This is a genomic window from Vibrio penaeicida (assembly GCF_002933855.1).
Lineage (GTDB): Bacteria > Pseudomonadota > Gammaproteobacteria > Enterobacterales > Vibrionaceae > Vibrio > Vibrio penaeicida_A.
In genome coordinates this window covers 1-20,331 of sequence record NZ_BFAQ01000035.1, presented here as the reverse complement: position 1 = coordinate 20,331, position 20,331 = coordinate 1, and the positions used below count along the sequence as shown (strand labels likewise).

16 protein-coding genes are annotated in these 20,331 nt (G+C 42.2%); 12 read left to right on the top strand and 4 right to left on the bottom strand.

Annotated features, from left to right (window positions below):
- Nucleotides 1-36 precede the first annotated feature (36 nt).
- Nucleotides 37-1,785, top strand: a complete 1,749-nt coding sequence (locus tag VPNCDNU1_RS20630) for a formate--tetrahydrofolate ligase (protein ID WP_104402079.1) — start codon at nt 37-39, stop codon at nt 1,783-1,785.
- A 176-nt stretch (nt 1,786-1,961) separates the two neighbouring features.
- Here the strand turns inward: VPNCDNU1_RS20630 and VPNCDNU1_RS20625 are convergent, their stop codons facing one another.
- Entirely contained in the window at nt 1,962-2,627 is a 666-nt protein-coding gene (locus VPNCDNU1_RS20625; RefSeq protein WP_104402078.1) for an OmpA family protein, read from the bottom strand.
- Nucleotides 2,628-2,896: 269 nt separating this feature from the next.
- On the opposite strand from VPNCDNU1_RS20625, the gene VPNCDNU1_RS20620 reads away from it, so the two are divergent.
- The 3 genes from VPNCDNU1_RS20620 (at nt 2,897) to VPNCDNU1_RS20610 (ending at nt 6,370) form a co-directional block, all read left to right on the top strand.
- Complete coding sequence (locus tag VPNCDNU1_RS20620) at nt 2,897-3,520, top strand: thiol:disulfide interchange protein DsbA/DsbL (protein ID WP_104402077.1); 624 nt, start codon at nt 2,897-2,899, stop codon at nt 3,518-3,520.
- 50 nt (nt 3,521-3,570) lie between these two features.
- A complete protein-coding gene (locus tag VPNCDNU1_RS20615; RefSeq protein WP_104402076.1) occupies nt 3,571-4,044 on the top strand; it encodes an FKBP-type peptidyl-prolyl cis-trans isomerase in 474 nt (157 codons plus the stop codon).
- 562 nt (nt 4,045-4,606) lie between these two features.
- Nucleotides 4,607-6,370 (top strand): methyl-accepting chemotaxis protein, encoded by a 1,764-nt coding sequence (locus VPNCDNU1_RS20610; RefSeq protein ID WP_104402193.1) that lies wholly within the window; start codon nt 4,607-4,609, stop codon nt 6,368-6,370.
- Between the two features lie 136 nt (nt 6,371-6,506).
- On the opposite strand, the gene folE is transcribed toward VPNCDNU1_RS20610, so the two are convergent.
- Entirely contained in the window at nt 6,507-7,160 is a 654-nt protein-coding gene (gene folE, locus VPNCDNU1_RS20605; RefSeq protein ID WP_101114428.1) for a GTP cyclohydrolase I FolE, read from the bottom strand.
- 163 nt (nt 7,161-7,323) lie between these two features.
- Between folE and moeA the strand changes: the two genes are divergently transcribed.
- The 4 genes from moeA (at nt 7,324) to VPNCDNU1_RS20585 (ending at nt 12,327) form a co-directional block, all read left to right on the top strand.
- Nucleotides 7,324-8,562 (top strand): molybdopterin molybdotransferase MoeA, encoded by a 1,239-nt coding sequence (moeA, locus tag VPNCDNU1_RS20600; protein ID WP_104402075.1) that lies wholly within the window; start codon nt 7,324-7,326, stop codon nt 8,560-8,562.
- An 8-nt stretch (nt 8,563-8,570) separates the two neighbouring features.
- Nucleotides 8,571-9,317 carry a molybdopterin-synthase adenylyltransferase MoeB gene (moeB, locus tag VPNCDNU1_RS20595; protein WP_104402074.1) on the top strand — a complete coding sequence of 249 codons (747 nt, stop codon included), beginning with the start codon at nt 8,571-8,573 and terminating at the stop codon, nt 9,315-9,317.
- 307 nt (nt 9,318-9,624) lie between these two features.
- Complete coding sequence (locus VPNCDNU1_RS20590; protein WP_104402192.1) at nt 9,625-11,859, top strand: LruC domain-containing protein; 2,235 nt, start codon at nt 9,625-9,627, stop codon at nt 11,857-11,859.
- A gap of 12 nt (nt 11,860-11,871) precedes the next feature.
- On the top strand, nt 11,872-12,327 hold the full coding sequence (locus VPNCDNU1_RS20585) for a hypothetical protein (RefSeq protein WP_104402073.1): 456 nt from the start codon (nt 11,872-11,874) through the stop codon (nt 12,325-12,327).
- A 150-nt stretch (nt 12,328-12,477) separates the two neighbouring features.
- Here VPNCDNU1_RS20585 and VPNCDNU1_RS20580 read toward each other — a convergent pair whose 3' ends face one another.
- Nucleotides 12,478-13,368, bottom strand: coding sequence for an MBL fold metallo-hydrolase (locus VPNCDNU1_RS20580; protein ID WP_237324182.1), 891 nt, complete (start codon nt 13,366-13,368; stop codon nt 12,478-12,480).
- 106 nt (nt 13,369-13,474) lie between these two features.
- On the opposite strand from VPNCDNU1_RS20580, the gene VPNCDNU1_RS20575 reads away from it, so the two are divergent.
- The 3 genes from VPNCDNU1_RS20575 (at nt 13,475) to VPNCDNU1_RS20565 (ending at nt 17,731) form a co-directional block, all read left to right on the top strand.
- Nucleotides 13,475-14,380 carry a LysR family transcriptional regulator gene (locus VPNCDNU1_RS20575; protein WP_167404847.1) on the top strand — a complete coding sequence of 302 codons (906 nt, stop codon included), beginning with the start codon at nt 13,475-13,477 and terminating at the stop codon, nt 14,378-14,380.
- 88 nt (nt 14,381-14,468) lie between these two features.
- Entirely contained in the window at nt 14,469-15,305 is an 837-nt protein-coding gene (locus tag VPNCDNU1_RS20570) for a sulfurtransferase (protein WP_104402071.1), read from the top strand.
- 116 nt (nt 15,306-15,421) lie between these two features.
- Entirely contained in the window at nt 15,422-17,731 is a 2,310-nt protein-coding gene (locus VPNCDNU1_RS20565) for a putative bifunctional diguanylate cyclase/phosphodiesterase (protein ID WP_104402070.1), read from the top strand.
- Between the two features lie 108 nt (nt 17,732-17,839).
- Here VPNCDNU1_RS20565 and VPNCDNU1_RS20560 read toward each other — a convergent pair whose 3' ends face one another.
- Nucleotides 17,840-18,829, bottom strand: coding sequence for a sugar-binding transcriptional regulator (locus tag VPNCDNU1_RS20560; RefSeq protein ID WP_104402069.1), 990 nt, complete (start codon nt 18,827-18,829; stop codon nt 17,840-17,842).
- A gap of 410 nt (nt 18,830-19,239) precedes the next feature.
- Here VPNCDNU1_RS20560 and tal point away from each other — a divergent pair, with 410 nt between their 5' ends.
- Nucleotides 19,240-20,190: a transaldolase gene (gene tal / locus VPNCDNU1_RS20555; protein WP_104402068.1), complete on the top strand. Its 951-nt coding sequence runs from the start codon at nt 19,240-19,242 to the stop codon at nt 20,188-20,190.
- Nucleotides 20,191-20,331 lie beyond the last annotated feature (141 nt).

Here is a 20,331-nt window from a genome sequence, read left to right as displayed (position 1 = left end):
TACCGTCACTAGTTTCACGCCTTAAAGGGGATTTAAATGCTAAGCGACATCGAAATCTGTCGAACGACTCCGCTTTCTTCTATCGACACTGTTGCATTCAACGCCGGATTATCCAAAGCCGAATATACACCTCATGGTAAACATAAAGCGAAAGTATCGCTCGATGCACTCAGCCGCTTAGCGGATCACCCCGAAGGTAAATTAGTTGTCGTTACTGCGATTACACCCACGCCACTTGGCGAAGGAAAGACCGTTACAACCATCGGATTATCCCAAGGTTTAGCAAAAGTCGGGCAATCTGTGATGGCGTGTATCCGACAGCCTTCTATGGGTCCCGTATTTGGCGTAAAAGGGGGCGCTGCTGGTGGCGGTTACAGCCAAGTTGGACCGATGGAAGAGCTTAATCTGCATTTAACTGGTGACATTCACGCAGTGACAGCCGCACACAACCTAGCGGCGGCAGCCCTTGATGCGAGGATTTATCATGAACAACGCTTAGGTTATGAGCGGTTCTCTGAAAGAAATGACTTAAAAGCTCTGAAGATAGACCCCAAACGCGTTGTGTGGCGCCGGGTCATGGATCATAACGACCGCGCATTAAGAATGGTTACTGTTGGTCAAAACGAAGTAGACAAAACAATTAATGGGTATGAAAGGCAGGATGGCTTTGATATCTCCGCTGCGTCAGAGTTAATGGCAATCTTGGCGTTAGCATCGGACCTAAAAGACTTACGTAAAAGAATTGGGAACATCGTGCTCGCTTATGATTTAAATGGTGAACCCATTACGGCAGAAGACTTAAACGTTGCCGGAGCGATGACGGTGACGATGCGCGAAGCCATTGAACCAACGATGATGCAAACATTGGAAGGTGTCCCTACACTTATTCACGCGGGTCCATTTGCCAATATTGCACATGGTAACTCATCCATCATTGCAGACAGAATTGCTACTCGCCTTGCCGATTACACCATAACAGAAGGCGGTTTTGGCTCTGATATGGGGTTTGAGAAAGCTTGTAATATCAAAGCAAACACATCCGGTAAGTCACCCGATTGTGCTGTAATCGTCGCGACTCTTCGCGGTTTAAAAGCCAATTCAGGCTTGTATGACTTAAGACCTGGTCAATCATTACCAGATTCAATCTTTAAAGAAGATGCTGCTGCTTTAGAAGCTGGTTTCGACAACCTAAAATGGCACTTAAACAATGTAGCAAAGTATGGTGTACCCGCAGTCGTTGCCATTAATCGCTTTCCACAAGATTCTGAAGATGAACTCAATACACTAGCACTCTTGGTTCAAGCCCATTTCCCTAATGTTAAAGTCGCCATCAGTGATGCCTTCTCTCAAGGTGGAAACGGAGCCATTGAGCTCGCCAACGCTGTGGTTTCTGTTTGCGAAACTGAAGCGCAGTTTTCTCCGCTTTACAGCTTAGATCAAACGCTCGAAGAAAAAGTAATGGCAATCACTGAAGTAGGATACGGCGCTGGGCAAGTAACACTGTCAGATATGGCAAAACGCCAGTTAGAACAGTTCAAGCTACAAGGGTATGATGACCTCGCTGTTTGCATGGCTAAAACCCCATTATCCATATCCACAGATGCTTCCGTTAAAGGCGCGCCCGCAGGATTTAACGTCGATATTAGAGAATTTAAGCTTTGTGCGGGTGCAGGTTTCATTTACGCACTGTGCGGTAACGTGATGACGATGCCCGGGTTACCTGAGAAACCGGCATTTATGAACTTAGATATCGATGAAGAAGGTAATATTGTAGGGTTAAGCTAACCTGTTAGTTGGGTTTAAGTTAAATGAAAAAAGGCAACGTAATGTTGCCTTTTTTCTTATTCGCTAGATTTTTCTTTGTCGCTAATTTTTTCTTTGTCGCTAAATAATGCGCGCATTGTATATTTGTGTACACATCGTATAAATCACTCACGCGACCGTCTGAATCACACAATCATTTATTTGTCCGTTATAAACATCAACTCAACACGTCGGTTACAAGCCATACCTTGCTTAGACAGGTTAGAACATGAAGGCATGTGCTTCCCATACCCTCGGGTGTAAACATTTGAAGCGGGAACCCGCTCGCGAGTCAGAAGGATTTTCACCTGCATGGCCCGCTTGTCCGAAAGCGAATCGTTGATCTTGTTGCTTCCAGTGCTATCAGTATGACCATCTATCACCGTTTTGATTGTCGGTTGTGAAGCCAGAAATCGACCAAGACCTGATAACCAATATTGTGAAGCATCGGTAACCAGCGCAGATCCGGTTCTAAAATGAATTTTTTTGTCGAGCTTAATAACCGGATGTTGCCCAGGAACCACGTTGTACCCTATTCCATTCTGATCCATGTACGCCATCAGGTTTTGAATATCCGTCATGTTTTTACGACCTGTAGGGCTCCTAACAGGTGAAGGGCTTTTTATTGATGAAGAGGCAGCCTGACGTTGGACGTATTCCATGCGAGTTGTTGGCTGTTCGATCTCTTCTTCGCCCCAATCAGGGTAGATGAGTTCCGCCTCCGAACGAGGAGCCGTTTCTAACAGATTAGGTGGCTTAAGCGCGGTACACCCACTCAGGGTTCCCAACAACAAAATGAAAGCCAGATTGAAATGTCTTGTCATAAGGCTACTAATTGCTCTAATTCAAAATGGTGCTGATTAGCGTTTGTTAGCTTAAATACAGAGAGTCAGAGGACTCAACAGAAAAAGCAAACGCATACAGGTTACAATATCTTTATCGGCAGACAGTTAAAATCTTTAGAAAAATCTGCCTCATTCAGCGCTGACTTTCATTGTTCCTTAGATAGAATGCGTTTACCTAGTAAATTTTAGTATGTCCGAAGAGAAATTTCTTCTACTATACTCGCCACAATTTCGAACGACATATCATTATGCTTAAACGTTTCTATTCATACATTTCACTTTTGCTTGCTTCTGTCGCGCTTGTTGCATGTACCGATGACGGAATTCCGAAGCAAGGCACCCATTTTGAGTTACTGCCAACCGAGCTGAGCTCCGATCTCGTTTCCCCTGTTACTGAGGTTTTCTCTTTAAATTGTGGTCACTGTAGAAGTATGGAGAAATTCCTGCCCGAGATTGAATCTGAACTTTCTGAGAAGATTGGTAAAGTTCACGTCACCTTCAACGAAAGCGCTCAGATAGGCGCACTCATTTATTACGCCGCACAAATGCAGCTGGATGCCACTCCAGATCACCAAATGATGGATGAATTATTCGCAGCAGCGCAAATGGGCAAAGGGTTTACTCAAGATGAAATTAAGCAAGCAACGGAAAAAGTGTTTACTTCCCGTGGCTTAATTAGCCCTTACCACTTCAACGAAGAACAGCAAAAATTGTTATTTGAACACATTTCTAATGCAGAAACGGTGACACATAAAGGTCAAATCAACGCTGTTCCAACCTTTATTATCAATGGCAAATATCAAGTTGTTACGTCTGGACACAAAGATGTCAAAGACATTGCCAAAACGATAAATTATCTTCTAACCCTATAGGGTCTATTGCCCTAATAGAATTCAGCTATTTCAAATCAAAGGGAACCATCGTGTCTAAGTTAGTTTTTCCGATTATTATTTTTGTCCTTGCCGCCTTTTTCATCTATCGCACATGGACAAACCATAAAGCGTCAGAAGCCAATTTCAAGCTGGGCCAGAACTTCTTAATACAAAATGAGCAACGAGCTGGCGTAAAAACGACCGAATCTGGTTTGCAATATGAAGTTATTACAACTGGTAATGGAGAAAGTCACCCAACTGCGACTAGCCAAGTTAAAGTGCATTACCACGGCACATTACTTGACGGTACAGTATTTGATAGTTCAGTTGATCGCGGAGAGCCGATCTCGTTTCCTTTAAACAAAGTAATTCAAGGCTGGCAGGAAGGCGTACAATTAATGGTTGTTGGCGACAAATTCCGCTTTTACATCCCTAGTAACCTTGCCTATGGGAAGAATGGGTCTGGTCCTATTCCACCAGCTGCCACTTTAATTTTTGAAGTGGAATTATTAGCCATAAATTAGCGTAATTCGTTTACTCAACCGGTATTTTCTAAGCGTGAATACTCTCTCCCTATTGTTCTTCGATGAGTAATGAAGAATCAGGAGTTCGCTTTAACCGTATCCAGTCATTATAAAAACCGCCTTTTCAAGGCGGTTTTTCTTTACCTGTCAAATATTTCTTTCCATTCCTCGAAACAACGCACCTATCCTGATCTAAAAAATATTTGACAAGAAACATTAAAGAAATATGAATAACAGTCGATATAATTGTTACCAAATAAGAAACTTATTTACACGAGGCTTTAAAATAATGAACTCAATTGAATACTCTCATTAATGACATATCCACATATAAATGAGAATCATTATTAAAAACCCATACATAATATTTCTTCTAACGGGTTTCAATCACAACGTCTTTATGCAACCTTTTAAAACAATGAGTTAAAATGCGTAATATAAATGTAACCAAAATGTCACATTTATTTGTAGCAGGAGTCTCATTTCTAAATTAACTTTATGAATATTGATGATAAATAAACCTATCATTAATGATACTTATATCAATAGAAGAAGAATGCTTATGAATATTAAGTCTCGACTGATACTTTTGGGGTTGGTTTCGATCCTTGGTGTTGCGACCATTTTAGGTGTATCTACCATTTCAAGTAAAAATGTAGGTGATTTGAGTGCTGCTAGAACGCAACTATCAGACCTACAAGTAAGCCTGCTTATGCTGAGAAGAAACGAGAAAGATTTCCTTCTTCGCAAAGATATGAAGTACCTTGATAAATTCAATAAAAACGCAGACAACTTTTTAGCAATTAACGCTCAAATCGCGTCGACTCTTAAAAATTATGATATCCCCTATCCCAACCAACTTGTTGCGGATTTGGATTCTTATAAGAAGGGCTTTAGTAACATGGTATCTTCCTTTAAAACCTTGGGTTTAAAGGATACCGAAGGGTTACTGGGTACCTTTAATGAGGAATTCAATCGCTTGTTCGATTCGTCTGACGACATGGGAAAACTTGCTTTAGATACCTTTCATCATGCCATTTTACAAGGCAAGTATGACCCTTCTCTTCTTGGAAACTATGGCAGTAATGAGCTGAAAAGCTCTGCGCAAAAAGTAGCTAGTCAACTGGAAGTCATTGGTCTTAAATATAATATTGGAATGCTTGGCCAAGTGCGTTCTGGATCGCACAAGATTGAGACACAATTTAAGGCCTCTGCAGAAATTCTCCAAACAGGCGTCACAGCATACGAAGAGAAAAACATGCAAATAAAATGGGGGATCTCATTTGTAATTATCCTCATTATAGTTGGTGTCGTTGCGCAGATTTCTCTATCTATCAACACAATGATGAATAAGCTTCTCTCAACAATTCAGGAAATCTCCGAAACCAACAATATAGGCATGCGTGTCGATATCAATGGTAAAAGCGAACTTTCAGAATTAGGTAAGTACTTTAACCACTTACTTGAAAGTATTGAAAAGCTCGTTTCAGGCTCTCAAGTTAAATCCAAAGCATTATTTAGCAGCACCGAAAGTATGCACTCTCAACTTCAAGGTGTTATTGAACAATTTGATACTCAGGCAGAGCACACAACATCCATGGCGACATCTGTACAAGAAATGGTATCTACGATCAGTGAGATTTCCGAAAGTACTGCGGTTGCTGCTGAAGGTGTTAACCAAGCTGCAAACAATGCGAGATCAGGTAGAGATGTTGTAAGCAGCACAGTTGATAACATCAATGGACTTTCCGGTACATTGGCAAATAGCCAAGCTTCGATAACTTCGCTTAATCAACACGTAGACCAGATTGGCGGCGCTGTTGTTATGATTCAAGAAATAGCGGAACAAACTAACTTACTGGCACTAAACGCTGCCATCGAAGCTGCGCGCGCAGGTGAGCAAGGTCGTGGATTTGCGGTTGTAGCCGACGAAGTAAGAGCTCTCGCTAGCCGTACTCACCAATCAACTGAGGAAATCACCTCTGTGGTTACAGCAATTCAATCTCAGATGTCCACGGTGGTCACAGACATTGAAACGTGTAATGCCCAAGGTGAGCAAACGAAGCAATATTCACAAACACTTGATGATAGCTTTACTCAAATAATCAGTGACATGGATACAATACAAAGTAATTCAGAACGTATTGCCTCAGCGATAGAAGAACAAGGTATTGTAATGAATCAAGTCAGTGGTTCGATTACTGAGTTGCAAGCCATTTCAGACAACAACATCCATTCTGCAAAACAATGTATGGAAGAAGTAGATGGCGTATCTAGCCAAGCTCACGAAATGGATGAAGCGGTAGCGCAGTTTAAAACAAGCTAACGACTGTTCAAAAATCTAACAAAAAAACCCAGCAAATACGCTGGGTTTTTTATGTTAAGAACACTATCTAATAATGTTTTTTCAAATCTTTGACGTTATTTCAACACGTTTACCTAAGTAAAACGTGCTAAAAAACTTATCTCAAACCATGAAGGAATTCATGTCGAGTTGCTGGATTCGATTTGAATATCCCACCAAGTGCCGTAGTAGTCGTTTCGCTGGTTGCGTCCATGACTCCACGAGACTTCACACAGTAATGCACTGCATCCATAGTAATGGCAACATCGTCGGTTTCGAGTAATGTTTGAAGAGCGACAAGCACTTGCTGTGTCATACGTTCTTGCACCTGAGGGCGCTGCGCAAAGAAACGAACAATGCGATTGATTTTAGACAAACCAATAATTTTCTTGCGCGGAATGTAAGCCACTGCTGCCTTACCATCGATGGTAACTAAATGATGCTCACAGGTGCTTGTTACGGTGATGTCTTTTACACGCACCATTTCACTGCAAGCCATTTTGTTTTCGATCACTGTGATTTTTGGGAAGTTCTTATAGTCTAATCCAGAAAACACTTCATCAACGTACATTTTAGCAATTCGACGCGGCGTTTCTTCAAGGCTATCATCAGAGAGATCCAGTTCAAGAAGTTGAAGAATTTCACGCATATGATTTTCAATACGCGCTTTTTTCTCTTCGCGACTCACTTCGTTTGGCAACATTGGAGTCTCAATGCCCTTCTCTACTAGCGCTTTCTGAACTAACAGTGCTGATTCACTCAAACCAGGCATGTTTACTTCTCCCATGCAATCTTTTACCCCTTTTGGATGGGTGACAAGCATACTCGTATTTTGGAATAATTACACCCATATTTTGAGCGAGGTTACTGGGGTCAAACCCTTAACTATGCTATTGTTCCGCAAATAGTTAAGAATAAAAAATGGGGTAATTTATATGGGTTGTTGTGACGCGCCGGGTCTGATGCCAATCGAAGATGCAATGAACAAGATGCTGGGCTCTGTTTCCCCCTTAACGCGAACTCAAACGATGTCTATTGCCGATGCGTGTGGGTTTGTTTTAGCTGAACCAATTCATTCTCCAATCCATGTCCCCCCATTTCACAATTCTGCAATGGACGGCTACGCTATCCGCCGAGCGGACTTGTCCCAAAACGCGATTATGCCCGTGTCGGGTAAGTCATTTGCAGGGCAACCTTTTGTCGGTCATTGGGACAAAGGTGGCTGCATTCGAATCATGACTGGTGCAGAAATACCTGAAGGTTGCGATGCCGTTATCATGCAAGAAAACACGCAGATACTTGAAAATGGCGATGTAGAATTTCTGCAAACCGATGTAGAACTGAAAAACAACATTCGACCAATTGGCGAAGACATTCGCCAAGGTGATTTGGTTCTTGAACTTGGGCATCGATTAACCCCTAGAGATATCCCAATGATCGCCTCGTTAGGCATCGCGAATGTCAGCGTATTTGAAAAACCAAAAGTGGCATTCTTTTCGACAGGCGACGAGCTTAAAACCGTCGGAACCGAGTTAGAAGCTGGGCAGATATATGACAGCAACCGCTATGGCATAAAAGAGCTCATTTTAAATTTTGGTTGCGATGCAATAGATTTGGGCATTATTCCTGATTGCCCAGAAACATTAAAATCAACATTCATTCATGCACAACAACAAGCTGATGTCGTCGTTACTTCTGGAGGCGTCAGTGTGGGTGAAGCTGATTATACAAAAGACATTTTAGAAGAGTTAGGTGAAATCGGATTTTGGAAGCTAGCCATAAAACCCGGAAAGCCATTTGCTTACGGGAAATTAGACAGCGCTTATTTTTGTGGTCTTCCAGGCAACCCTGTTTCAGCTATGCTTACCATGTATGTTCTTGTGCAGCCTTTACTCGCTAAGATCGCTGGTCATTCTAAATGGCAAGCACCAGAATCCATACCGGCAATCACTCGCTCACGTTTTAAAAAATCCCCGGGTAGAACCGATTATCAGCGAGCGATATACAGTATCGAAAATGGGAAGTTCTTTGTTGAATCAACAGGAAACCAAAGCTCTGGTGCATTTCGCTCGATGAGTTTATCAAACTGTTTTGCCGTTTTAGAACGTGAGCGAAACACCGTAGAACAAGGTGAAACTGTTCAAATACAGCTGTTTAACCAAACATTATATTAAGAAAAACTATGGATATTCTTACCGACAGCGAAATGCTTCGCTATAACCGCCAAATTATTTTGAAGAATTTTGATTTTGAAGGTCAGGAAGCACTTAAGACCTCTTCCGTTCTAATTCTTGGTGCTGGAGGATTGGGCTGTGCCGCCTCTCAGTACCTTGCTACTGCCGGTATCGGAAACATTACATTAATCGATGATGATCAAGTCGAGCTTTCCAACTTACAGCGTCAGGTACTCCATACTGACGAGGACATTGGGCTAGATAAGGTAAAATCGGCACAATCTTCGTTGGAAAAATTAAATCCACACATTAACGTTCGAGCCATAAACAAAAGACATGGTGATGAGGATCTTACTGAATTAGTGAAATCTCACACGGTTGTACTGGATTGTAGTGACAACGTCACCACAAGAAACCAACTTAATCGACTCTGCTACCAATCTAAAACCCCTTTAATTTCGGGTGCCGCGATTAGAATGGAAGGTCTCGTCTCTGTTTTCACTTACCAAGAGAACGACGCCTGCTATGAATGCTTGAGTGCGTTGTTTGGCGCTCAAGCCCTAACCTGTGTCGAAGCTGGAATTATGGCACCAGTAGTGGGTATTATAGGCGCAACTCAGTCCTTAGAAGCGATCAAGGTCATCTCCAACTTTGGAAAGCCTTGCGTTGGAAAGCTTCTCACTTTTGATGCCCTTTCTCTTTCTTGGAGAGAAATGAAACTCATGAAAAACCCAAATTGCGATACTTGCAATTAATTTCATTGGTATAGGTAAAAATAAAATCCTTACCTTTTTCTTAGGGTTCTTAAATTTTCTTAGGTCGTTATAGCTAAAAAATTCATCCCGGCAAGTCAATATTCTATAGATTCTCCCTCTTTTCAGCGCACTCTTTTTTGAGTGCGACAAGGTCTGTCTCTCAATATGACGAAAAGTTAATTCAAACTGACTACATATTTGAGAAATTTAAAACGGAAAAAATATAAATCCATACATATCAGTAAGATATAAATGGCATATTCTTTGTATGTATCAGGTTACCGATTTGGTTCAAAGGGTAATCGATATGAAAAAAAGACTCGTGAGTACACTGACACTTGCAATCATGGGCACACTGCCTACCTATGCCCCTGCAAGTACTGTGACCTCTTTTGATACCTGCCCAAGTAAGGCTTTTCTTTTTCAGAGTGCACCTGTTGAAGTTTGGGGAGTAAACCTTGTAACAGGTACAACTGAGCAGCTTAACGCCTCTAACCCTTACTCTGGAAATATCAATGGCGTTGGGTTTGATTTTGGGTTCGCCAATGGTGAAGACGAGTCATCAGGAACCGACAAGCGATTCATTTACGGTTACGACACAACGAACAAAAAAGTGGTACGCGTAGGGAAAAACTACAACGTACAAGAGCTCAATGTGTCTGGGTTACCATCAAACACATTTTACGTAGGAGACGTGTACAACCGAACTTATTACCTTTACAGAAAAAATAGCGGGTTGTACAAAATAGATTTAACACCACTCGATTCGGATCCTAATGCTGCTCTTTCTTTAGACCTTGTTTCTACCAACTCTACTGTCAATTTAACCGATTTCGCTTTTCACCCTGGTAACGGCAAGCTTTATGGCGTAGATAACAATTCGGGCATACTGTACGAATTTGCGATTGACGGAAGCGGTGATATTAATGAAGTCGGTGACGTTGAGCAGTTAGGCACTTTCGGTGCAGGTTACTTCGACGTTAATGGATATTACTACGTATCACGAAATTCAGATGTGAGTTCGGGTGGTGTCGTTGTTCGGGAAGGTGGAAAAATTTATCGAATAGATCTTTCTTTGGACAGTAACGGTGACATTGATACAACGGGTATAACAGCGCTCGAGTTTGCGACCGGACCGACCTCCAATCAAAACGACGGAGCTCGATGTGCCAATGCACCCGTTATAGACGAAGATTCGACCATCGACTTTGGTGATGCACCGGATGTCTATTCTACCCTACTAAATTCAAACGGGCCTCGCCATGAGCTTGATGGATCCACATGGATGGGTGTTTCAACACCAGATGGAGATGCTGACGCCGCACAATCTCCTGCTTCGGATAACACCATTGGAACAGCCGATGAAGACGGCGTTGGTTTCGTTACATCTATTGAACCCGGCTTGGATAATGTTATTACGGTTTACGCTTCTACATCAGGCACACTGAATGCATGGATGGATTGGGAAGGAAACAACCAATTTACGGACACTTACGATCAAGTCATTACCGACTATTCTCTGACGGCGGGGCTAAACACTATTGTACTTTCCACGCCAATCTTGGCTGTTGCAGGTACTTCATGGTCCCGTTTTCGTTTTAGCCAACAGAGTGGACTTAGTTATTCTGGCGGTGCTACGTCAGGCGAAGTCGAAGATCACCAATTCACAATTTCAGACGTAGATACTCGTGTGGAGTTTTTCCCGACAAATGAAGGCTATGTCACCCTAGCTTATGAGGATAACTGGCCTGAAACCGCCGACTATGACATGAATGACTTAGTCGCTCGTTATCAAATACAGCAAACGCTTAAAACGATAAGCGGCACTGAATACGTAGCAAAATCCCTCATAAAAGGAACACTCGATGCCGTAGGTGCAAGCTACCGAAGTGGGTTCGCCGTTAATATCCCTGGCGTAAATAATTCAAACATCGACATGACGAAGACACGCTTGTACCACAACGGGTCGCCAGTTAGCTTCGAAACACTGGAAAGTACCGACACAACGGAAACTACCTTTATCATTATTGAAAACGCAAGAGATGCTCAGGCGAACAGCTGCTCTTACTTTAGAACCGTTAAGGATTGTCGGGAAGAAGTAGCATTAGAATTTGAACTGCACGTTAGTTATATCGACCCTACTCTAAACGGCGCTATCGGTGCGATGCCATACAAACCCTTTATATTTGGAACACCTGGGTATTCTCATGGTTCGGTCTTCAATACCCCTCCTGGGCGTAGTTTAGAAATCCATTTAGCTGACAATGCACCTACAAGTAAGTTTGACGCTAGCTTCTTCGACTTGCCTGGCGAAGACGACAGCAATACGGAAACGGGTAAGTATTTCAAAACAAGCAATAACCTGCCATGGGCAATCATGCTCTTTGAAGATGCAGAAGTAGATACTCAGTGGATTTGGCCAACGGAAGGCACCGATTTATTACAAGCCTACCCCAACTTCCAACAGTACACCGAGACAGGTGGTAACACGCATACAGACTGGTTTGAAGCAGCAAATGCCATTGCTTCGAAATGTTACTAAGGGAGAAACGACATGAAAAACATTAGCTTATCTATTCTATTGAGTCTTTCTCTTACTGCATGCGGAGGAGGTGGTGGAGGCAGCGCCAGTGGGGGCAGTGCCGTTACACCCGTGCCGGATGATTCGCAAGTGGTTACTCCAAACATCAAAACAGAAGATTTGGTCGCACCAGATGGATTTGATTATGATCCAATTGAAAATAGAAATGTCGCAATAGATATTTCATCAACCTCGGTTGCAAGAGCATACCTTTCTATCTACCGGAATTATCACACGCTAAGTGACGGTACATTACTACCAGACTACGGAAGCAGAATTGTTGCAATGCCAATCAAAGATGGAAAAGCCGACCTATCCGTCATTGTTTCAGACAGTTCGGACGACCTGCTCGGAGAGATTTGGTTTTACGACGGTAGTGCACCGCTGCAAACTCGATTTTATGCTTCTCAAGCGATATGGAGCTGGTAATGGCTAGGAACTACTGATATCTAGGAACGACTGATGATTCGGTCGGCAGTTCTTAAAAGATCCCCAACGAAATGACGCAAAGAGAAAAGGGAACACTTTGCGTCATTTCACCCTATACCCCCAAGTATCCGAAGTTACTTGGGGACTTCCTTACCAAGTACGTTCGCCCATTGCGACTTGAGAACCCAGCTCTAGAGTAAAGCCTTTTCCAAATTCAGGGTACTGCTGGTCCATTTTCTCAATCACTTCTTTGCTGTCTTTACTTGAACCAACTGCATTTTCAAAATGAGTTAAGTATTGCTGCGTAAAATCAACAGAGGACATCGAAAATTCAATACCTTTTGTTGCATGCCCAGGTACGACCACATCTGGTTTTAGGTCTTTAATTGATTGAAGCGCTTGCTTCCATAAATCGCGTGATGCTGGTGTCGGTGTATCAGCCATCCAAACGTGTTCTCCGCCTACAACGTTAATACCACCAACCACTGCTTTTATCTTTGGAATCCAAACATAGCTGCGCGCTTTATAATCCTTATCCAACCCTTCGATACTCAGCTTGTGCCCTTCAAGCAAAATTTCGTTGCCATTTAAAACCGAAGGAATCACTGGGAAAGAGGGGGCATTCATACCTAGCTCTGGTCCCCAAACCGCCAGCTTGCCATTCAGCTTTTTCGCTATCGCGTTTGCTGTAGATTCCGTTGAAACAATTTTTGCATTAGGGAAAGCCTCTTTAATGACTTCCAATCCAAAATAGTAATCGGGGTCGCTGTGGCTCACATAGACTGTTTTGAGTTCTTTTCCGAGGTCAAGAATATCGGCAACCATTCTATGCGCGTCGGATTGTTTAAATAGCCCATCAATCAATACCGCCTCTTTCTCGCCAGTAACCAGTACAGACTTTACATTGAAGCTGTCTTCACCCGCATTAAATACATGGAGTTGAAGTGGCTTGGTATCGCCGATCAATTGCAGTTCAGCATTTGCACCAAACGAAACTGAAGCAAGAAGTATGGAAGTCGCGAGCAATTGTTGTTTCATCATATGTTCTCTCTATTAGTGTGCTCACAGTTTATCGTTCCAAATAAACGAATAAATAGACCAATAAATACAACTGTGTTACATAAAATAGAACAATGGAGAAATGAATGTGAAAGGCGTTGGCCGAGATTTATTTAAGCTAGTGGTGTTTGCCCATGTCGTTCGGACGGGGTCATTTACCAAAGCAGCGGATACGTTGGAGATAAGCCGATCGGTTGTAAGCAAACATATTGATGATTTAGAAGACAGCTTGTCTGTTCGTCTATTAAATAGAACAACCCGAACCGTTAGCATGACAGATGTTGGCAAGATGATTTATCAACATGCTGAAAACATCATTGGAGAATACAGTGAAATTTCCTCACGTTCTAACAGTGAACATACTGCTATTAGCGGCAGTGTGAGAATTAGCATGCCTGTCGATTTCGGTGCAACGACTTTAACGCCGATTCTCGCTGAAATTAAACGGTCGCATCCATCATTACATATGGAGATCATATTCGATAACCGAACGGTAAATTTGCTCGAAGATAACATAGATATCGCAATTCGAGTCGGTTGGCTAAAACAAGAGAACTATCCGGTAAGAAAAATAGGCTCTACTGAACATTGGATATGCGCTTCCTCCTCTTTTGAAAAAGAATCAGAAAACTTAACCCCTAACTCCTTAGTGAAATTACCTTGGATACAGAATAGTCAACTTTCAAAGCAAATCGCATTTACGACACCAGAACAAAGTAAAGTTATCAGCGAGCCTGCCGCTACAATGACATGCAATACAGCCCAAGCAACTCGTTTAATGGTACTAGAAAACCTCGGGTTAAGCTTGTTTCCAGCCTTCTATGTGCATGAAGATGTACAAAGTGGGAGGATGATAAGAATGCTAAAAGAATACACACTAAGACCGGTTGATATATTCGCTATTTTTCCTGCCCACCCAATTCCTTTTAAATCTAAGTTCTTGGTTGACACTATTGCAGAAAAGCTGCGAAAACTACCGATGATAGCTGCTTAATACGAAAGATATTCTCACATTCAAACGCGTACAGGTTTTCACATATAACGAGATCCTGTTAGTCGCTTAACTTCAAGGAAAGATCGTCATGACAAAAGCTTTGGTTACACCCTCTTGGCTAGAAAATAAATTAACCAGCGATAAAGTGGTCGTGCTAGATGCCAGTCTAGATCTCATGATCCCAGGAGCACCAGAACCCGCACATGCTGGTTTTATTCCTAGTTCATTACGATTTGACTACGACAAAGTGATTTGTGATAAGCAATCCCCTCTTCCGCATATGATGCCAACTCAAAAAGAATTCCAGCACCATATTCGCTCGCTGGGCATCGATCAGGACACGACCGTCGTCGTCTATGACCAAGCTGGTACTTATGCCTCGCCAAGAGCTTGGTGGATGTTTAAATCCATGGGGTTTAATTCAGTTTACTTGTTAGAAGGCGGGCTCAGAGCTTGGATAAACTCTGGATACAGAACAGTGTGCTCGCTGTCGAATTCAGCGCATTATGGTAATGCTACTGCGAAACTAAACACGAATTTCGTTTATGGCTCACGTGACATACTAAATGCGATCTCTAAAGAAAACCATTACACCTTTGATGCAAGACCAAGAGCTCGTTACGAAGGAAAAGTTAAAGAACCTCGTATTGGCGTTCGTTCAGGGCATATTCCAGGTTCCCATAGTTTGCCTTTTCAAGAAGTGATGAATGGTATTTACTTTAAACCTATTAGTGAGCTGACTCATCTATTTAATAAATGGCATTTAAATTCGGATAGCACGCTCATCTTTAGCTGCGGATCAGGTGTTACGGCTGCTATTTTAGCGGTTGCTGCTTATGAAGCTGGATATGATAATTTTTCTGTCTACGATGGTTCATGGACTGAATGGGGTCAATCGATTGAGCTTCCTATTGAAGTTGGGTAAGCTCTCAAAAATAGTAACAAAGCATAACAATTGAGTGACAACTCAATTGTTATTTGGATAATTCTATATTCCTGCGAATAGTCGCTGTATCGTATCAAGGAAGTCAAAAAGTAGTAATGGCAGACTTAAAAAGGAACATATGGACGCTTTATAGGCTGCTTGCGTTGATAAGCAGTGTGATATTTCTGTTCATTGCTTGGCAACAGTGGCAAAAAGTTGAGCGTTCACACTCTCAAGAGCAATATAACGCCGTTCAGATTTTTACCACGGGCATAACATCACTCCTCAACAATCAAGAAATGGTGCTTGATGTATTGGGAGATAGACTGCTTTCCGAGAATAACTACCAAAGCGAAGATGCAGGTCAGGAGTGGTTAGACAGTTTACTCACCATAAACAACAGCATCGCGGCTTTTGGACTATCAGACCCATACGGCAATATTAGATTAGTCAGTTCTAATCTGAGTATGTTTGCGCAACTTAATCTTTTAGAACAAGACTATACTCGCGAATCCTTCGTGAAAACACTAGCCAGTGACTCTATGGTACTAGGAAGAACCTACTACAAAGAAGACATTGATGAGTTCATTCTGCCAATCAGAAAGTCCATTCGCGACAGTTCTGGAGATGTGCTCGCAGTAATGACGGCTGGTCTTCAACTCGATAGAACGACGCTTTTCAATATCAGGCTGCACGATAGTTTCGAGCACAAAATTGGCGTGATACGAGACGATTATTATATCCAGTTTATGACCGCCTCACACAATACCGCTGTTGATTACACTACCCCTATCTCAGAGTCATTTTTTGATAACCTGATTCACAGCGTTACGGCATCTAATTCTCTTAAGTTGAACGAGCTTAAGGCCAAAGGCATTCCTACCATTGGTTATGTATTGGATCAAGAAAACCCAGCACTTTATGCAATCCAGTACATTCCTAGATTCAACATATGGACTGTATCGGAAATCGATCTGCGTCATATCGCCTACGAATACCTAGGAATCATGACGATTTACCTCATCATATTTGTGTCTATTCAAGCAATTTTCTATTTATTTGTTCGCTCGATAGACAAACATGAAAAAGATCGCCATGAGGAACTTCTGTTTCAAGCAAATCATGACCCACTAACTCACCTTCCAAACCGACATTTCTTGCGCTCTCATATCCATCGCTGGCTAAGACCAACTGCCCCACCATTTTCAATCTTGTTCATGGATATGGATAACTTTAAAAATGTGAATGACAGTTCTGGGCATGACCATGGTGACAAAGTTTTGCAAGAAATAGCTTCAAGATTATCGGAAGCCACAGATGACCAAGCACTTTTGATCCGAGAAAGTGGCGACGAGTTCATAATCGTGACATCAATGACGGACCATTACGAACTTAATCGATTTGCTAACACCATCATTCATAGTTTGTCTAAACCGTACGAAATCGATCAATTCAGTTTTATTTTGGGTTGCAGTATTGGTATTGCCCAGTATCCAGAACATGGTACTAGCCTTGATACTCTTTTGCGTTGTGCGGATATTGCCATGTACGACGCAAAGACTCGTCGAAACTCTGTTAGCTTCTTTACAGAATCCATGCAAAGTAGCTACCTGCATTCAGTCAGGCTAGAACAACGCTTACGGCAAGCGATACAACAAAACCAACTGTATATGGTTTATCAGCCGCAGTTTAATGCTCAGGGCAACCTGCACGGTGTGGAAGCGCTCGTTCGATGGAACGATGATGAGCTAGGGTTTGTGCCACCAGACAAGTTTATTTCTATAGCGGAGTCATGTGGACTTATGCCAACTCTGGGGCAGTTGATCATAGATACAACACTCGCAGAAATGGGGAAACTACAGAAACAACTGGGTTACGACTTTCAAGTCTCAATCAACATATCTGTCCGACAAATCACCCAAGAAGACTTTTTGGATAAGCTAATACTCTCTATTCAGACTCAACGTTTCAACCAACGTAATATCACCTTAGAAATCACTGAAAATCTCTTTATAGAAGATCTGGATATTGTTCGTCCGGTTTGCGAAAGCTTGAATAAATTAGGCGTGGGTATTTCTCTCGATGATTTCGGTACTGGTTATTCCTCTTTAAGCATGTTGGGTGAACTGCCTTTTCATGAAATCAAGATAGATAAAGGGTTTATCGATAACATTTTAACTTGCACTAAGTCTCTTAAGATGGTTCAAAATATTATCTCTATTGGTAAGAACTTCGATATGCAGGTTTTAGCCGAAGGTGTTGAATACGAAAAACATGAAGCAGTATTGAAGGAATGTGGATGCGATCTATTTCAAGGCTACCTTTATGCGAAGCCAATGCCAGTAAGCGCCCTTGCTGCATTTGTTGAGCCGTATGGTCTTCAGCATCAGCAAAACCTTCCCCAAAGCCAAACCGACGTGGCGTAAATCTTATAAATGGCCACAGCCTTTTGACCTAAAAGCAAAGAACAAGCCCACACTCTGTTCTTTGCTTTTTGCTTGTCTGCCGCTTAAGCAAACTTGAGCTTTATCGTATTATTTTTCAATAATGTTCATTTGTTCATCAAGGTTTAGCACCGTAAGAGCAGTACTTACTGTGGTGGCTATAACATCAACCACTCCGGTCCTAAGCGCACCAAGCAAAGCAAGTGGCTTACTGTTCTCGGCAGCAATTGCAATAACATCACTTATGGGGCGAAACTCTTCTAGGTTAAGCCCAATAACCCGGTCACTCATAACCGTGTTAGCCGAGTTTCCCTGTACATCAAAGAAGTCGTAACCAGCAAAGTCGCCAACGACACCTTGGTGTAACCGAGCTTGCACAACTTCTTCTGCCGTAAACCACCCCAAGTCCACCATATAGCTATTTTCACTCATGTCGCCAATACCAACGAGTGCAACGTCTGCTTTACGTGCCAAATCTAATGTTTGCTTTACTGTGCTGTTTTCCATAAAAGCAATTTTTTGCGCTTTGGTTTCTGCGTAGGCTGGAGCGTAAAGCGTTTCAGATGAACCACCATATTTTTTGGCTAATTGGCGACAAATATGGTCGGCATTAAATTTACCGCCTCTAGGGTGAATGCCCCCTATTCCGCAAACAAACTTACAATCTCTTGGTGAAATAACGCCAATATGATGGGCAACGGCTGATACATTTCGTCCTTGTCCTACCGTTATAACGGTTCCATTCTTTAGTGTGTTGTTTAGGTAATTTGAGACCAAACCAGCAACTTGAAGGCGTTGGAGTTCTTCTGTCGGTTGGTCTAGGGCAATCAAAGCCCTCTTAACACCAAACCTTTCAACTAATCTCTGTTCTATTTTCGCGCTAAAAACAGGGTGGTACTTTACTGTTATTTCAACAATGCCTTCGTCGCGCGCTTGTTTAAGCATGCGTCCAACTTTTGCACGAGAAATGGAAAACTTCTTAGAAATTTCTTCTTGAGTTGCTCCATCCTGATAATAGGCAACCGAAATCTCTGTGAGCAAATCGCTATTTTCTGAGTTGATGTCGTTTTTTGCGGTCATAATTCATTTGGTCCGGTCCAAAAGTGGTGTGTAGAATAATAATTTCAGTGCCAAATGGCAATCTTTTGCTCATCAGGGTTACATTTACTCACTACTACTTTTGAAGTCTTTCTGGTTTGATTTTGGGACTGTTGAGTCAGGCAAACGTTTAATTATTTAGTGGTTGTGAGATAAATTACGTTTCACTGATTTTTCTGTATTGTGACATCAATCAATGATTGACTTTGATCGCTGATCGATTAAATATGGCTACATCATTTACTCACTCATCGAGCATATGTTCATGACAAATGTTCGCTGAGCCAAAAACGTTTTAAAGCGGGCGAAATTTGGATTCACTTTTCGTCTGACTTGCTTGCAATTTAGTGCGCGTAAAAAGTCTATCGCGCCCAAGAAATAGGATGATCGTAATGAGCAATAAGTTAGAGCAACTTCGTAAACTCACCACTGTAGTCGCTGATACGGGCGAAATTGAAGCTATTAAGAAGTACCAGCCAGAAGACGCAACAACTAACCCTTCTCTAATTCTTAAAGCGGCTCAAATTGCAGAGTACGCGCCACTGATTGACCAAGCGATCGATTACGCTAAAACTCAAAGCTCAAACAAAGAACAGCAAGTTCAAGACGCTTGTGACATGCTTGCTGTAAATATCGGTAAAGAAATCCTAACGACTATTCCAGGTCGTATCTCAACAGAAGTAGACGCTCGCCTTTCATACGACACAGAAGGCAGTGTTGCAAAAGCTCGCCAGCTTATCAAAATGTATAACGATGCAGGCATCACAAATGATCGTATCTTGATCAAACTTGCGTCTACTTGGGAGGGCATCCGCGCAGCAGAAATTCTTGAGAAAGAAGGCATCAACTGTAACCTTACGCTTCTGTTTTCTTTCGCTCAGGCTCGTGCGTGTGCCGAAGCAGGTGTTTTCCTTATTTCTCCTTTCGTGGGTCGCATCATGGATTGGTACAAAGCAAAAGAAGGTCGTGACTTCGAAGCTTCTGAAGATCCAGGTGTCGTTTCTGTAACAAGCATCTACAACTACTACAAAGAATACGGCTACAAGACTGTTGTTATGGGTGCAAGCTTCCGTAACATCGGTGAGATTCTTGAACTAGCAGGTTGTGACCGCTTAACTATCGCTCCAGCACTACTTGCAGAGCTAGAAGCAGCAGAAGGCGATGTAGTTGAGAAACTGGTTGATTCAAACGGTGCGAAAGAACGCCCTGCTGCACTTAACCACGCTGATTTCCTATGGGATCATAACCAAGACGCAATGGCGGTAGAGAAACTAGCAGAAGGCATCCGTAACTTCGCTATCGACCAAGGTAAACTAGAAGCGATGATTGAAGCTAAGCTTTAATCCAATACTAATTCAAACCTAGGGGAACGTTTTCGTTCCCCTATTTATCTCTTCTTTATTTTTTAGTTATTCAATATTATTTGGAAGTAATTATGGATCACTCTCTACAATCTAGAAAGCACCTAGCTAACGCTATTCGTG

Coding starts and splice junctions, on each gene's coding strand:
- VPNCDNU1_RS20625 (WP_104402078.1), bottom strand. CDS start 2,627: ATGACAAGACATTTCAATCTGGCTTTCATTTTGTTGTTGGGAACCCTG.
- VPNCDNU1_RS20610 (WP_104402193.1), top strand. CDS start 4,607: ATGAATATTAAGTCTCGACTGATACTTTTGGGGTTGGTTTCGATCCTT.
- VPNCDNU1_RS20585 (WP_104402073.1), top strand. CDS start 11,872: ATGAAAAACATTAGCTTATCTATTCTATTGAGTCTTTCTCTTACTGCA.
- moeA (WP_104402075.1), top strand. CDS start 7,324: ATGGGTTGTTGTGACGCGCCGGGTCTGATGCCAATCGAAGATGCAATG.
- folE (WP_101114428.1), bottom strand. CDS start 7,160: ATGCCTGGTTTGAGTGAATCAGCACTGTTAGTTCAGAAAGCGCTAGTA.
- VPNCDNU1_RS20565 (WP_104402070.1), top strand. CDS start 15,422: ATGGCAGACTTAAAAAGGAACATATGGACGCTTTATAGGCTGCTTGCG.
- VPNCDNU1_RS20630 (WP_104402079.1), top strand. CDS start 37: ATGCTAAGCGACATCGAAATCTGTCGAACGACTCCGCTTTCTTCTATC.
- VPNCDNU1_RS20570 (WP_104402071.1), top strand. CDS start 14,469: ATGACAAAAGCTTTGGTTACACCCTCTTGGCTAGAAAATAAATTAACC.
- VPNCDNU1_RS20560 (WP_104402069.1), bottom strand. CDS start 18,829: ATGACCGCAAAAAACGACATCAACTCAGAAAATAGCGATTTGCTCACA.
- moeB (WP_104402074.1), top strand. CDS start 8,571: ATGGATATTCTTACCGACAGCGAAATGCTTCGCTATAACCGCCAAATT.
- VPNCDNU1_RS20620 (WP_104402077.1), top strand. CDS start 2,897: ATGCTTAAACGTTTCTATTCATACATTTCACTTTTGCTTGCTTCTGTC.
- tal (WP_104402068.1), top strand. CDS start 19,240: ATGAGCAATAAGTTAGAGCAACTTCGTAAACTCACCACTGTAGTCGCT.
- VPNCDNU1_RS20590 (WP_104402192.1), top strand. CDS start 9,625: ATGAAAAAAAGACTCGTGAGTACACTGACACTTGCAATCATGGGCACA.
- VPNCDNU1_RS20580 (WP_237324182.1), bottom strand. CDS start 13,368: ATGATGAAACAACAATTGCTCGCGACTTCCATACTTCTTGCTTCAGTT.